This is a genomic window from Micromonospora sp. AP08 (assembly GCF_008085935.1).
Taxonomy (GTDB): domain Bacteria; phylum Actinomycetota; class Actinomycetes; order Mycobacteriales; family Micromonosporaceae; genus Micromonospora; species Micromonospora chersina.
Genome location: NZ_VSEZ01000019.1, coordinates 87,624 through 101,067, shown reverse-complemented (window position 1 = coordinate 101,067; position 13,444 = coordinate 87,624). Strand labels below are relative to the sequence as shown.

The following is a 13,444-nucleotide window of genomic DNA, read 5'->3' as shown; positions in this document are numbered from 1 at the left end:
CGACAACCTCGCCGACTGGATCGCCACCCGCGGCTACTCCGCTTCCTGACGATCCGAGCAACACGCGAAAGGGCCCGACCCCTCACGGGGTCGGGCCCTTTTTCGCGCGTCAGCCGCCCGAGTCGTCCAGCTCGGCGCCGTCCGGCGGGGTGTCGTCGTCGCGGCTGGCCAGCCAGCCGTCGGGCAGGAAGACCTTGCCCGGGGAGTTGGTGCGGCCGCGCGGCTGGCCCAGGGTCTCCACCGGGAACGGCACGGTCGGGTCGAGCTTGCCGAGCAGGTCGTCGAGCTGGGCCAGGCTGTCGATCATGGCGAGGGAGCGGCGCAGCTCGCTGCCGATCGGGAAGCCCTTGAGGTACCAGGCGACGTGCTTGCGGAAGTCGGTGCAGCCGTCGCGCTCGCCCCGGGCCGGGTTGCGGGCGCCGGCCACGAACTGGTCGACCAGCAGCTCGGCGTGCCGCCGCATGGTCGCCGCCACCTCGCCGAGGTTCGGCAGCCGCCGCTCGGTGCGGCCGTTGAAGGCGGCCTCCAGGTCGGCGAAGAGCCACGGCCGGCCCAGGCAGCCGCGCCCGATCACCACGCCGTCGACGCCGGTGTGGGCGACCATCCGGAGCGCGTCGTCGGCCTCCCAGATGTCGCCGTTGCCGAGCACCGGCACGTCGAGCGCCTGCTTGAGAGTGGCGATGGCGTCCCAGTCGGCGGTGCCCGAGTAGCGCTGCGCGGCCGTACGCCCGTGCAGGGCGACCGCGGCCACGCCGGCGTCCTGGGCGGCGAGGCCGGCCTCGACGTACGTCAGGTGGTCGTCGTCGATGCCCTTGCGCATCTTCACGGTGACCGGCACCCCGGCGGGGGACGCGGCGTCCACGGCGGCCTTGACCAGCCGGGCGAAGAGCCGGCGCCGCCACGGCAGGGCCGAACCGCCGCCGCGGCGGGTGACCTTGGGGACCGGGCAGCCGAAGTTGAGGTCGATGTGGTCGGCGAGGTTCCGCTCGACCACGATCCGCACGGCGGCGGCGGTGATCTCCGGGTCGGTGCCGTAGAGCTGGAGGCTGCGCGGGTGCTCGTCGGCGCCGAAGGCGATCATGCGGAGCGTCTTCGGGTTCCGCTCGACCAGCGCCCGGGTGGTGATCATCTCGCAGACGTAGATGCCGCCACCCTGCTCCCGGCAGAGCCGGCGGAAGCCCACGTTGGTGATCCCGGCCATCGGCGCGAGCACGACGGGCGGCCACACCTCGTGGGGGCCGAGGGTCAGCGGGCGCAGCGCGGGCAGGGTCGGGGCGGTCACCGCACAAGTGTACGGGGCCCCGACCGACCGGCCGGGGCCCCGTGACCAGCGTCAGCAGCCGGGCAGGCGCTCGATGAGGTAGCGCTCGACCTGGTCCAGAGAGATGCGTTCCTGGGTCATGGTGTCCCGGTTCCGCACGGTCACCGCGTTGTCGTCGAGGGTGTCGAAGTCGACGGTCACGCAGAACGGGGTGCCGATCTCGTCCTGCCGCCGGTAGCGGCGGCCGATGGCCTGCGAGTCGTCGAACTCCACCACCCAGCGCTTGCGCAGGTCGGCGGCGAGCTGCTTGGCCTTCGGCGAGAGCGCCTCGTTGCGGGACAGCGGCAGCACCGCCACCTTGACCGGGGCCAGCCGCGGGTCGAAACGCATGACGGTGCGCTTGTCCACGCCGCCCTTGGTGTTCGGGGCCTCGTCCTCGTCGTACGCCTCGAGCAGGAAGGCGAGCACCGCGCGGGTGAGGCCGGCGGCCGGCTCGATCACGTACGGCATCCAGCGCTCGCCCTTGGTCTGGTCGAAGTACGACAGGTCCACGCCGGAGTGCTTGCTGTGCGTGGACAGGTCGAAGTCGGTGCGGTTGGCGATGCCCTCCAGCTCGGCGAACTCGGTGCCGCCGAACTGGAACCGGTACTCGATGTCGACGGTGCGCTTCGAGTAGTGGGAGAGCTTCTCCTTGGGGTGCTCGTAGAAGCGCAGGTTCTCCTCGGAGAGGCCCAGGTCGAGGTACCAGTTCCAGCGCTCGGAGAGCCAGTACTCGTGCCACTTCTCGTCGGTGCCCGGCTCGACGAAGAACTCCATCTCCATCTGCTCGAACTCGCGGGTGCGGAAGATGAAGTTGCCCGGGGTGATCTCGTTGCGGAACGACTTGCCGGTCTGCGCGATGCCGAACGGCGGCTTCTTGCGGGCGACCGTCTCCACGTTCTTGTAGTTGACGAAGATGCCCTGGGCGGTCTCCGGGCGCAGGTAGTGCAGGCCCTCTTCGCTCTCCACCGGGCCGAGGTAGGTCTTCATGAGGCCGTTGAACATCTTCGGCTCGGTGAAGGTGCCCTTGTTGCCGCAGTTCGGGCAGTTGATCTCGCTGAGCGAGGTCGGCGGCCGGCCGTGCTTGGCCTCGAACGCCTCTTCCAGGTGGTCGGCGCGGAACCGCTTGTGGCAGGACTGGCACTCGGTCAGCGGGTCGACGAACTCGGCGATGTGGCCGCTGGCCTCCCAGACCTGGCGGGCCAGGATGACCGCGGAGTCCAGGCCGACGACGTCGTCGCGCTGCTGGACCATGGTCTTCCACCACTGCCGGCGGACGTTCTCCTTGAGCTCGACGCCGAGCGGACCGTAGTCCCAGGCCGACCGGGTGCCCCCGTAGATCTCGCTGGAGGGGAAGACGAAGCCCCGGCGCTTGGCGAGGCTGACGACGGCGTCGATACGGTCGGCTGGCATGTTTCCTCCTACGCCGGCTGGCGGTCGGCGGGGGTGCTGTGAGTGAAACCGGACGGCTCGGGACAACGGTACGACCACCGCGGGCCCGAGCCCAGCAGAATACCGGGGCCCGGTCAGCTCACCCCGCACACCTCCATGCCGCCCGTCTGCTGGTCCGGCGCGAGCGTGACGGTCTGCGCCTCCCGCTTGCCGCCGGCCAGGGTCACGTCCACCGGCACGGTCAGCGTGGTGGTGTCGACCTCGCCCACCCGGTAGCCGGACACCTGCGGCTCGGTGGCCACCCGCTGCTCGAACTCGCGCCGGGACTCGCGCCGCCGCGCGTCGTCGCAGAGCTGGTCGTACGCCTTGGACCAGTCCTTCGCGACGAGCGCCTGGTAGTAGTCGTCGGTGACCGCGCGGCCCTGCTCCTCGACGGCCTGCACGTTGCTCACCGCCAGCCCCACCACGGCCGCGCCGCCCCCGCCGCAGCAGAGCAGCACGGCGAGCGCGCCCACGCCGAGGCCGAGCCAGAGCCGGGCCCGGCCGCCCTCGGTGGGCGGGGCGGCGAAGGGCGGGGCGACCCCGGGGCCGGGCGGCGGCGCGGGAACGGCCGGCTCGCCCGGCGACGCTGGCGGGGGTGGTGGGGCGGCCGGCCCGGGAGCGGTCATACGCGCCAGGGTAGTGCCCCCGGCATCAGCGGTAAGGACCTGCGGCCCGATCACTGGCCACCACGACGATCTCGCCGTCCGGCGCGGCACTGGCCAGTGTCTCGTACGCCGAGGGCTCGTCCACCGACCGGGCGAGCAGCGGCACCGCGGTGACCTTGACGTCGAAGCCGCCCAGCGCCCGGCGGTACGCCCCGACCGACTCCCACTCGGTGATCAGGCACCAGTGGTCGGGGTCGTCCAGCGCGCGGAGCAGTTCGCCGCGCAGGTAGCCCGGGCGGGCCGCGAGCGCGGCGAGGGCGGCGTGCGCCTCCCGGGTGAACTCGTCCGCCCCGTCGGCGTCCACCACGAACCGGTTGGTGACCAGCACCGGCTTCCTCCTCGTAGAGTCTGTGGCATGCAGCGTACGCAGAGTCCCGTGCTGTCCCGGTTGGCCCGGCTCAACCCGACGACGGTCTTCCTGGCCGCGCTGGTCCTGGTGCTGGTGGGGCTCTTCGCGCCCGGCGCGGCGGGTGGCGTGGTGCTGCTGGCGCTGGCCGGGGGGCTGGTGTGGTTGATGACCGTCACCTGGCCGGTGCAGTCCCCGGCGACCCGGGTGCTCCGGCTGCTCATGCTGACCCTGCTCATCGCGATCGCGCTGGCGAAGCTGCTCTGACAGTTGACCTGCGCAGACATGCAATCATGCGTTTTTGACAATCAATTTCGTTATCGCGGACAGTAGTCTCATGACCGTCCGCTCAGCCCGCCGCGTCCTCGCCGCCGCCACCGCCGCCCTGCTCGGCCTGGGCGGCCTGGCCGCCTGCTCGGACGGCGGGGGCGGCGGGAGCGACCCGGACCGGGTCGACGTGGTCGCGGCCTTCTACCCGCTCCAGTTCCTCGCCGAGAAGATCGGCGGCGACGCCGTCACGGTCACCAACCTGGCCAAGCCGGGCGCCGAGCCGCACGACCTCGAACTCAACCCCCGGCAGGTCGGCCAGGTGGTCGACGCAGAGCTGATCGTCTACCTCGCCGGCTTCCAGCCGGCCGTGGACGAGGCGGTCGAGCAGAACGGCGGCGACCGCGCCTTCGACGTCGCCGGCGTGCAGCCGCTGCTCGACGCCGCGGCCGGCGGCCACGAGCACGAGGGCGGGGAGCACGGCCACGGGGAGGAGACCGGCGGCAAGGATCCCCACCTCTGGCTGGACCCGACCCGGCTGGCCACCGTCGGCGACCGGCTCGCCGAGCGGCTGGGGAAGATCGACCCGGACCGGGCCGCCGACTTCACCGCCCGTGCGGCGGCGCTGCGCGCCGAGCTGACCGGGCTCGACGCCGACTACACCCGGGCCCTGGCCACCTGCCAGCGCCGGGAGATCGTGGCCAGCCACACCGCGTTCGGCTACCTGGCCGCCCGCTACCGGCTCGAACAGGTCGGCATCACCGGCCTGAGCCCGGACGCCGAGCCCTCCCCGCGGCGCCTCGTCGAGGTGGCGAAGGAGGCCCGGGAACACGGTGCCACCACCATCTTCTTCGAGACGCTGGTCAGCCCGAAGGTCGCCGAGACCGTGGCCCGGGAGGTCGGGGCGAAGACCGCCGTGCTCGACCCCATCGAGGGCCCGCCGGCCGACGGCGACTACCTCTCGGCGATGCGCACCAACCTCCAGACCCTGCGGACCGCCTTGGACTGCTCATGACCGAACCCGTGATCCAGGTCGCGCACGCCGCCGTCGGCTACGACGGCCGGGCGGTGCTGCGGGACGTCTCCCTGACCGTCACCGCCGGCGAGGTGGTCGCCGTGCTCGGCGCCAACGGCTCCGGCAAGTCCACGCTCATCCGCGCCGTGCTCGGCCTGGTGCCGCTGGGCGCCGGGTCGGTCGCCCTCTTCGGCACGCCGCAGCGCCGCTTCCGGCAGTGGCACCGCATCGGGTACGTCCCGCAGCGGCTCGGCGCGGGCAGCGGCGTGCCCGCCACGGTGGGCGAGGTGGTGGCCTCCGGGCGGCTGGCCCGCCGGGGCGTGCTGCGCCCGCCGGGCCGGGCCGACCGGGAGGCGGTGGCCGCGGCGCTGCGCGCGGTCGGGCTCGCCGACCGGGCCGGCGACCCGGTCGCCACCCTCTCCGGCGGCCAGCAGCAGCGCACCCTGATCGCCCGGGCCCTCGCGGGCCGGCCGGAGCTGCTGGTGCTCGACGAGCCGACCGCAGGGGTGGACGCGGCCAGCCAGGAGGCGTTCGCCGCCGCGCTGCGGGACTTCCGCGGCGGTGGCGGCACGGTGCTGCTGGTCGCCCACGAGCTGGGGCCGCTGCGCCCGCTGATCAGCCGGGCCGTCGTCGTCCACCAGGGCGGCATCTGCCACGACGGCGCGGTGCCGGAGCCGGCCGGGCACCACGCCGAGCCGGGCCACGACCACGTGCACCCGCACTGCGACGAGGAGCCCGCCGGGCTGTGGAGCATGTGATGGACCTCTTCTTCCAGTACGACTTCATGCTGCGCGCCCTGGTCGGCGCGCTGGTCATCGGGCTGGCCGCCCCGGCCCTCGGCATCTACCTGGTGCAGCGCCGGCTGGCGCTCATCGGTGACGGCATCGGCCACGTGGCGCTCACCGGCGTCGGCGCCGGGCTGCTGCTCAACCGCTCCCCCGTGCTGGTCGCGGTCGTCGCGGCCACGCTGGGCGCGATCGTCATCGAACTGGTCCGCTCGCGCGGGCGTACCTCCGGGGACCTGGCCCTGGCGCTGCTGTTCTACGGCGGCATCGCCGGCGGCGTGACGCTGGTCGGGCTCTCCGACGCCAGCAGCGGATCGCTGAACGCGTACCTCTTCGGGTCTCTGACCACGACGTCGCCGGCCGACCTGATCACCATCGGTGTGCTCGGCGTGGCGATCCTGGTGACCATGCTGGCGCTGCGCCCGGCGCTCTTCGCGGTCTGCCACGACGAGGAGTACGCCCGGGTCTCCGGCCTGCCGGTGCGGGCGTTGAACCTGCTCCTCGCCGTGGGCACCGCCGTGACCGTGACCATCGCCATGCGGGCGGTCGGTGTGCTGCTGATCAGCGCGCTCATGGTGGTGCCGGTGGCCACCGCGCAGCAGGTGACCCGGGGGTTCCGGAGCACCATGGCGGCGGCCATGGCGCTGGGGCTGTTCGCGGCCGGCGCCGGGGTCTGGGTGGCGGCCAGCGCCGACACCGCGCCCGGCGCCTCGGTGGTGCTGCTGGCGATCGGCTCGTTCCTGGTGGTGGCGCTGCTGGCCGCCGGCCGGCGGGCGCTGCGCCGGCGGACCCGCCCGGCCGCCGCGCCCGTGGCCGAGCCGGCGGAGCACGAGGTGGTCCTGGGGTGAGGCCGTCCCTGCTGGCATTGGTTACCGTTACGGGATGACGGTCACGAACGGGTACGACGCCTTCGAGGGCGCGGGCGACCTGCTGCGCGCGCTGTCGGCGCCGATCCGGCTGGCGATCGTCAGCGAGCTGGCCCAGGGCGAGCGCTGCGTGCACGAACTGGTGGAGAAGCTCGGCGCCCCGCAGCCGCTGGTCTCCCAGCACCTGCGGGTGCTGCGCGGCGCCGGCGTGGTGCGCGGCTCGCGGCGCGGCCGGGAGATCGCGTACGCCCTGGTGGACGAGCACGTCGCGCACATCGTGGCGGACGCGGTCAGCCACGCCGGGGAGGGGCCGTCATGACCGAGGGGGCACTGCGCAACACCCGGCAGCGCACCGCGGTGAGCGCCCTGCTGGCCGAGGTCGAGGGCTTCCACAGCGCCCAGGACCTGCACGCCATGCTGCGCCAGCGCGGCGAGCGGGTCGGGCTGACCACCGTCTACCGGACCCTCCAGGGGCTCGCCGACGCCGGCGAGATCGACGTCATGCGCCCGCCCGGCGGCGAGCACCTCTACCGGCGGTGCAGCGAGGGGCATCACCACCACCTGGTCTGCCGGGCCTGCGGCCGGACCGTGGAGGTGGCCGGCCCGGCGGTGGAGAGTTGGGCCGAGCGGGTCGCCGCCGAGCACGGGTACGCCGAGGTCAGCCACACCCTGGAGATCTTCGGCACCTGCCCGGCCTGCGCGGGCTGAGAAAACTGCCCCGTGCCCCGGCGGGCGGGCCGTGGCACGCTGTCCCGCGTGAAGATCTACGCCGACCGTTTTCCGACCGCCCTCCGTCAGCTCCTCACCGATCTGCTCGTGGTCGTCTGGGTGTACGCGGCGATCCGCTTCGCGCTCTGGCTGCACGACCTCGTCGAGAAGCTCGCCGTGCCCGGCCAGAAGCTGGAGGGGGCCGGCGGCGGGCTCGCCGACAACCTGGCCGACGCGGGCGGGAAGGTCGGCCGGGTGCCGCTGGTCGGCGACGAGCTGACCGGCCCCTTCACGAAGGCCGCCGAGGCCGCCCGCGCGGTCGCCGAGGCCGGCCGCGACCAGCAGGAACTGGTCGGCCAGCTGGCCCTGGCGCTCGCCGTCGCCGTGCTGGTCTTCCCGCTCGGGCTGGTGCTGTTCGGCTGGCTGCCGCTGCGGGTGCGCTGGATGCGCCGGGCCGGCGCGGCCAAGGCCCTCGCCGCCGCCCCGGCCGGGCGGGACCTGCTGGCGCTGCGCGCGCTCGCCGGGCAGCCCCTCGCGAAGTTGAACCGGATCGCGCCGGACGTGGCCGAGGCGTGGCGCCGCGGCGACGACGAGACGGTCGACGCGCTCGCCGCACTGGAGCTGCGCGGACTCGGGCTGCGTACCGGCCGTTAAGGTGTTCCGGTGCTGTACTTCCTGATCGTCGTCGCGGTCCTGCTGCTCATCTACGCGGGCGTCCTGGTGAGCTTCGTCCGCAGGGGCCGCCGGATCCCGCCGGCCGCGTACCTGGTGCTCGCCGGGCTGAACGGGCTCATCCTGGCCGGGGTGATCGCCTGGGCGGTCGCCCGCTGACCGGCGGGGCCCCGCCCGTTCGGCGGGGCCCCGGCACCGTCACTGCGCGGGCGGGATGCGGCGGCGGACGTCCTGCGCCGTGGACGGGCCCGGCTGCCAGTTGGCCACCCAGGGCCGGTCGGCGGGCGGGGTGACCACGCCCTCCTCGACCGAGGCGTAGCGGCCGGCGACGATCCGCTTCGCGGCCGCCACGTCCACCGCGTCGGTGTTGGACCACAGCCCGGTGAAAAGCTCGTCGACGCGCAGCCGGGCCTGGCGGCAGAACAGGTCGGCCAGCTCCATGTTCTCCGGGTGCTCGGCGCGCTCGGCGACCGCCCGCACGCACACCGCCGACATGGCGAACAGCTCCGCGCCGATGTCCACCACCCGGCCGAGGAACGCCTGCTTGCGCTCCATCTTCCCCTGCCAGCGGGACATCGCGTAGAAGGTGGACCGGGCCAGCTTGCGGGAGGTCCGCTCGACGTGCCGCAGGTGGCCCGCGAGGGGGCCGAACTCGTGGTACGCCCCGGGCGCCTGCCCCTTGCCCACGGCGAGGGTGGGCAGCCACTTCGCGTAGAAGACGCCGGCCCGCGCGCCGGCCTTCGCCTTGCGGCCCAGCCCGGCGTCCGGGTCGATGATGTCGCCGGCCACCGAGAGGTGCGCGTCGACCGCCTCGCGCGCGATCAGCAGGTGCATGATCTCGGTGGAGCCCTCGAAGATCCGGTTGATCCGCAGGTCGCGCAGGAGCTGCTCGACCGCGGCCGGGCGCTCGCCCCGGGCGGCGAGGGAGTCGGCCGTCTCGTAGCCGCGACCGCCCCGGATCTGGATCAGCTCGTCGGCGATCTTCCAGGCCATCTCGCTGGCGTAGAGCTTCACCAGCGCGGCCTCGATCCGGATGTCGTTGCGGTCGTCGTCGGCGAGCAGGCAGCAGAGGTCGAGCATGGACTCCATGCCGTACGTGGTGGCGGCGATGAAGGCGAGCTTCTTGGCGACCGCCTCGTGCTCGCCGACCGGCCGGCCCCACTGGACCCGGTCCGCGGCCCACTCGCGGGCCACGTTCAACGCCCACTTGCCGGCGCCCACGCACATGGCCGGCAGCGAGAGCCGGCCCGTGTTCAACGTGGTCAGCGCGATCTTCAGGCCCTTGCCCTCGCCGCCGATCACGTTCTCCTTCGGCACGAAGACGTCGTGGAAGCGGGTGAGACTGTTCTCCAGGCCGCGCAGCCCGATGAACTCGTTGCGCCGCTCGACGGTGATGCCCTCGCTGTCGCCCTCCACCACGAAGGCGGTGATGCCGCCGCGCCGCCCCTCGGCCGCCGGCACCCGGGCCATCACCACGAGCAGGGTGGCGACCGTGCCGTTGGTGGCCCAGAGCTTCACGCCGTTGAGCCGGTAGCCGGTGCCGTCCTCGGTCGGCTCGGCCGTGGTGGCCAGCCGGGCCGGGTCGGAGCCGACGTCCGGCTCGGTGAGCAGGAAGGCGGAGACCTCGCCGGCGGCCAGCCGGGGCAGGAACTGCTGCTTCTGCTCGGGGGTGCCGAACATCTTCAACGGCTGCGGCACGCCGATCGACTGGTGCGCGGAGAGCAGCGCGCCGATCGACGGGTTCACCGAGCCGGCCCGCATGAGCGCCCGGCAGTAGTGCAGGTTGCTCAGCCCGAGGCCGCCGTACTTCCGGTCGATCTTCATGCCGAACGCGCCGAGCCGGGCCAGCCCGTGGAACACCTCGTCGGGGATGCGCGCGTCCCGCTCGATGGCCGCACCGTCCACCTCGGAGTCCAGGTACGCCCCGAACGCGCCGAGGAACTCCTCGGCCCGCGCCACGTCGTCGGGGTCGGAGCGGGGCCAGGGGTTGATGAGGTCGAGCTGGAAGCGGCCGAGGAAGAGTTCCTTGCCGAAGCTCGGCCGGTCCCAGGCGGCCTCGCGGGCCGCCTCGGCGACCTGTCGTGCCTCCTTCTCGGAGACCTGGCCGGCCTCGGCGGGCAGCGGCCCGGCCCCGTCCGCGTCGGCCGGCTGCTGGGGGTCGTCGATGGGCGCCACCCGCCCGGTCGGGCCGCCGTGTCCGGCGGGGTCGGGTCGGCTGTTGTGTGTCGTGGTCACGGCTGCCTCCTGGAGACCTCGGTCCGGCTGCGTCGACGTGCGACAAAAACGACGCTACCCCCGGGTGTTACCCAGGGGTAGCCTCGCGCGCACGTCCGATTTGGCGGGACCGGCGCCGTCAGTCGCCGGCCAGCGCCGGCGGATCGTCGTCCTCGTCGTCGATGTCGTCGTCACCCCAGTTGCGCCGGGCGAACGGCAGGATCACCCAGAAGACCAGGAACCAGACCCCGGTGATCGCGCTCAGCAGGAAGGCGATCGGGCGGCTCAGCACGAAGTCGGTGATCAGCAGGACCGCGCTCACCATCGAGATCAGCATGAAGCCGAGGCCGCCGGTGGCCATCCGGTGCGCGTAGCGGACCAGCTCCGGCTTGCGGCCCTGGCGGAACAGCGCCCGGTGGAAGGCCACCGGCGAAATGATCATCGCGGTGGCCGCGGCGGCGGCCAGCAACGCGACGATGTAGACGTCCTTCTGGAAACCGGTCGTCCGGGTGAAACCGTTGCTGAACGGCAGGGTCAGCAGGAAGGCGAAGAGGATCTGCACGCCGGTCTGCGCCACCCGCAACTCCTGGAGCAGGTCGGCGAAGTTGCGCTGCCAGCGCTGCTTCTCGGTTTCCTTGGACACCCGCTACCTCCAGGGAAGACGGTACTGCCGGTGGGGGCCTCCCACCGGCAGCCTGCCAGTGCCCGATCGCGCCGAGCGTGAAACCGGTTCAGGCCCCGCGGCGGATGCGGCCGGCGTACCGGGCCTCCAGCTCCGCGTTGTGCTCGTCGCCGCCCGTGATGTTGGCGGACAGGTAGACCGGGGGCCGCTCCCCCGCGACGAGCAGCCGGGCGACCACCTCGGCCACGATCTGCTGGGCCAGCAGCGCGGCGGTGATCGAGGAGACCGCGCCGACCGCGCCGCCACCGGGCAGCGGCAGGGTGGCGTCGCCGTACGGGGCGCCGTTGTCGAGCACCACGTCGGCGAAGTCGGCGAGCTTGCGCCCGGACGGGTGGCGCGAGGTCATCCGGGCCGAGTGCTGCGCCGAGGTGATCGCCACGAGCCCGTGCCCGCGCTCCTTGACGATGGCGGCGAACTCGACCATCGCCCCGTTCACGCCGGAGTTGGAGGCGAGCACGAACACGTCCTGCGGTCGTACCGGGGCCAGCTCGTAGAGGCGGTGCGCCACGGAAGGCTCGCGCTCCAGCTTCGGGCCGAGCACGTCGGCCGGCTCACCGCCGTGCAGGACCAGGTCACGCAGGGCGATCCGGTTGGTGGGGACCAGCCCGCCGGCCCGGCCGGCGATCTCCATGGCGAGGGCCTCGGAGTGGCCGGTGCCGAACGCGTGCACCACCCCGTCGGCGCGCAGCGACGCGGCGATCAGGTCCGCCGCGCGGGCCACGTTCTCCCGCTGGTCGGCGGCGACCCGGCCGATCGTCTCGGTCACCACCGCCAGGTACGCCTCGGCGCTCACCGTCATGCTTCCTCCGTCCGTCGGTGCCGGGCCAGCCACTCGACCGCGAAGTCGACGGCCGCCCGCTGCCTCATCAACCGGCCCGTCCCGTCGCCGACCGGCCCGAGCCGCACCGCACCGGTGGCCTCCAGGTCGCCGCCGAGCCGGGCGAAACGCTCCTCGAACAGGCGCACGTCCTCCCACCACACCCACTCCCGGCCGCCGTCGGCGGTCAGCACCGCCGCGCCGTAGCGCCGCCGGGGCGGCGCGGGTTGCCGGTATTCCGCCAGGTGCAGGGAGGTGTTGCTGCCGTGGTCCACGCCGAGCAGGAGCACGTCGGCGTCGAGGTCGTAGAGGCGCGCGAGCGGGGAGCCCTCGCCCAGCATGTCGGCCCGCGCGTGGCCGTCGACGACCCGCGCGGCGGCCGGCCCGAGCGCGGCGAACGAGACGTGCGGGTGGTCGCTGCGCCGCGCCTCCGGCGAGGTGCGCACCAGCTCGGCCAGCGCGCCCATGAACCGGCTCGGGGTCACCGCCGGGTCGAAGCCGGGCATCCCGTCGCGGATCACCGGCCACCAGTCCGCCGGCACCGGCGGGTTGCTCCACTCCGCCGGATCGCTGTTCTCCGGCGTGTGGGTGGGCACCACGACCGTGCCGGCCGGGCCGAGCACGTCGCGCAGGGCGAGCAGCACGGCCTCCGGGCCGCCGCAGAGGAAGCCCAGCGGGCGCAGGGAGGCGTGCACCAGCACGGTCGCGCCGGGGCGTACCCCGAGGTCGTGGAGCTGGGCGGCGAGCGACGCGCGGGTGTGCGGCCGGGCCGGCGCGGTGTTCGCGATCATCGGCCGGCGCGGGCCAGGATCGCCGTGGCCAGCGGGCCGGGCGCCTCGTCCGGGATCCAGTGGGTGACGCCGGGCAGCACCACGAAGCGGTAGTCGCCGGTGACGTGCGCGGCGCACGCCTCCGCGGCCGTGCGCCCGATCGCGACGTCCCCGTCGCTCCAGACGAAGGTGGTGGGCACGCCCACCGGCCCGACGGCCTTCATGTCCGTCCCGGTCATGGCGCGGTACCAGTTCAGGGCCGCGGTCAGCGCGCCGGGCTCGCGCATCGGGTCGGCGTAGCGGGCCACCCGGTCGGCGTCGCCGACCCCGCCGAGCATCCGGCGCAGGGTCGCCGCGCGGAACGCCAGCAGCACCTTCTCCGCCTTCCCCGGCTTGCGGAACAGGGCGATGTAGGAGGACCGGGCCTTCTGCCGCGGGTCGGTGGCGAGCGCGTGACCCATGGCCGCCGGGTGCGGCACCGACACCGCCGTCAGCGTGCGCACCCGCTGCGGGTGCGCCGCCGCCAGGCCCCACGCCACGATCGCGCCCCAGTCGTGGCCGACCAGGTGGGCGTCGGTCACCCCGAGCGCGTCGAGCACGGCGGCAGCGTCGGCCACCAGCTCCGGGACCCGGTACGCCCCGACCTCCGCCGGCCGCGCGCCGGGCGAGTAACCGCGCTGGTCGAGGGCGTACGTGCGCAGCCCGGCGGCGTGCAGCGCGGGGCTCACCTCGTCCCACTCGCCGGAGTGCTGCGGGAAACCGTGCAGCAGCAGGACGGGTTCGCCGCCCTCGGGGCCGCCGGTGCGTACCTCGAACGTCAGACCTCGCGCCTCGACCCGCATGATCGCCACCCTAACGGGCGATCGCCCTGCTGGGCCCGCGGCCGGGGTCGGTGCTAGCGTC

Annotated in this window: 17 protein-coding genes; 8 read left to right on the top strand and 9 right to left on the bottom strand. The window is 73.8% G+C overall.

Translation table 11 applies throughout. The features are described 5' to 3' along the window. Positions 1-109: 109 nt before the first annotated feature. The 4 genes from dusB to FXF50_RS25605 form a co-directional block, all read right to left on the bottom strand. Complete coding sequence (dusB, locus tag FXF50_RS25620) at positions 110-1,282, bottom strand: tRNA dihydrouridine synthase DusB (protein WP_148431496.1); 1,173 nt, start codon at positions 1,280-1,282, stop codon at positions 110-112. A gap of 51 nt (positions 1,283-1,333) precedes the next feature. Continuing rightward, entirely contained in the window at positions 1,334-2,713 is a 1,380-nt protein-coding gene (locus FXF50_RS25615) for a glycine--tRNA ligase (RefSeq protein ID WP_148431495.1), read from the bottom strand. Between the two features lie 113 nt (positions 2,714-2,826). Continuing rightward, positions 2,827-3,360 carry a hypothetical protein gene (locus FXF50_RS25610; protein ID WP_148431494.1) on the bottom strand — a complete coding sequence of 178 codons (534 nt, stop codon included), beginning with the start codon at positions 3,358-3,360 and terminating at the stop codon, positions 2,827-2,829. 25 nt (positions 3,361-3,385) lie between these two features. Then, positions 3,386-3,727 (bottom strand): antibiotic biosynthesis monooxygenase, encoded by a 342-nt coding sequence (locus FXF50_RS25605; protein WP_091319331.1) that lies wholly within the window; start codon positions 3,725-3,727, stop codon positions 3,386-3,388. 27 nt (positions 3,728-3,754) lie between these two features. Between FXF50_RS25605 and FXF50_RS25600 the strand changes: the two genes are divergently transcribed. From FXF50_RS25600 to FXF50_RS29455, 8 genes are all read left to right on the top strand, one after another. Continuing rightward, entirely contained in the window at positions 3,755-4,012 is a 258-nt protein-coding gene (locus FXF50_RS25600) for a DUF6703 family protein (protein WP_148431493.1), read from the top strand. A gap of 70 nt (positions 4,013-4,082) precedes the next feature. Then, positions 4,083-5,027 carry a metal ABC transporter substrate-binding protein gene (locus tag FXF50_RS25595; protein ID WP_148431492.1) on the top strand — a complete coding sequence of 315 codons (945 nt, stop codon included), beginning with the start codon at positions 4,083-4,085 and terminating at the stop codon, positions 5,025-5,027. After that, positions 5,024-5,785, top strand: a complete 762-nt coding sequence (locus FXF50_RS25590) for a metal ABC transporter ATP-binding protein (RefSeq protein WP_148431491.1) — start codon at positions 5,024-5,026, stop codon at positions 5,783-5,785. Before FXF50_RS25595 ends, FXF50_RS25590 begins: the two co-directional genes overlap by 4 nt. Next, entirely contained in the window at positions 5,785-6,660 is an 876-nt protein-coding gene (locus tag FXF50_RS25585) for a metal ABC transporter permease (RefSeq protein WP_148431490.1), read from the top strand. The genes FXF50_RS25590 and FXF50_RS25585 overlap by 1 nt, the downstream gene beginning before the upstream one ends. 34 nt (positions 6,661-6,694) lie before the next feature. After that, on the top strand, positions 6,695-6,997 hold the full coding sequence (locus FXF50_RS25580) for a metalloregulator ArsR/SmtB family transcription factor (RefSeq protein ID WP_091319318.1): 303 nt from the start codon (positions 6,695-6,697) through the stop codon (positions 6,995-6,997). Continuing rightward, positions 6,994-7,386: a Fur family transcriptional regulator gene (locus tag FXF50_RS25575; RefSeq protein ID WP_091319315.1), complete on the top strand. Its 393-nt coding sequence runs from the start codon at positions 6,994-6,996 to the stop codon at positions 7,384-7,386. Before FXF50_RS25580 ends, FXF50_RS25575 begins: the two co-directional genes overlap by 4 nt. Before the next feature lie 48 nt (positions 7,387-7,434). Next, the gene (locus FXF50_RS25570) at positions 7,435-8,040 is read left to right on the top strand and encodes a hypothetical protein (protein WP_148431489.1); all 606 of its coding nucleotides are present in this window, start codon (positions 7,435-7,437) and stop codon (positions 8,038-8,040) included. A gap of 9 nt (positions 8,041-8,049) precedes the next feature. Next, positions 8,050-8,217 (top strand): hypothetical protein, encoded by a 168-nt coding sequence (locus FXF50_RS29455; RefSeq protein ID WP_187399817.1) that lies wholly within the window; start codon positions 8,050-8,052, stop codon positions 8,215-8,217. Between the two features lie 39 nt (positions 8,218-8,256). On the opposite strand, the gene FXF50_RS25565 is transcribed toward FXF50_RS29455, so the two are convergent. From FXF50_RS25565 to FXF50_RS25545, 5 genes are all read right to left on the bottom strand, one after another. Further along, positions 8,257-10,233: an acyl-CoA dehydrogenase family protein gene (locus FXF50_RS25565; RefSeq protein ID WP_255510189.1), complete on the bottom strand. Its 1,977-nt coding sequence runs from the start codon at positions 10,231-10,233 to the stop codon at positions 8,257-8,259. 178 nt (positions 10,234-10,411) lie between these two features. Continuing rightward, on the bottom strand, positions 10,412-10,915 hold the full coding sequence (locus FXF50_RS25560) for a DUF6328 family protein (RefSeq protein WP_148431488.1): 504 nt from the start codon (positions 10,913-10,915) through the stop codon (positions 10,412-10,414). A gap of 88 nt (positions 10,916-11,003) precedes the next feature. Next, a complete protein-coding gene (locus tag FXF50_RS25555) occupies positions 11,004-11,753 on the bottom strand; it encodes a sugar isomerase domain-containing protein (protein ID WP_148431487.1) in 750 nt (249 codons plus the stop codon). Beyond that, positions 11,750-12,562: an aminoglycoside N(3)-acetyltransferase gene (locus FXF50_RS25550; protein ID WP_148431486.1), complete on the bottom strand. Its 813-nt coding sequence runs from the start codon at positions 12,560-12,562 to the stop codon at positions 11,750-11,752. The genes FXF50_RS25555 and FXF50_RS25550 overlap by 4 nt, the downstream gene beginning before the upstream one ends. Next, complete coding sequence (locus FXF50_RS25545) at positions 12,559-13,383, bottom strand: alpha/beta fold hydrolase (protein WP_148431485.1); 825 nt, start codon at positions 13,381-13,383, stop codon at positions 12,559-12,561. Before FXF50_RS25545 ends, FXF50_RS25550 begins: the two co-directional genes overlap by 4 nt. Positions 13,384-13,444: the final 61 nt, after the last annotated feature.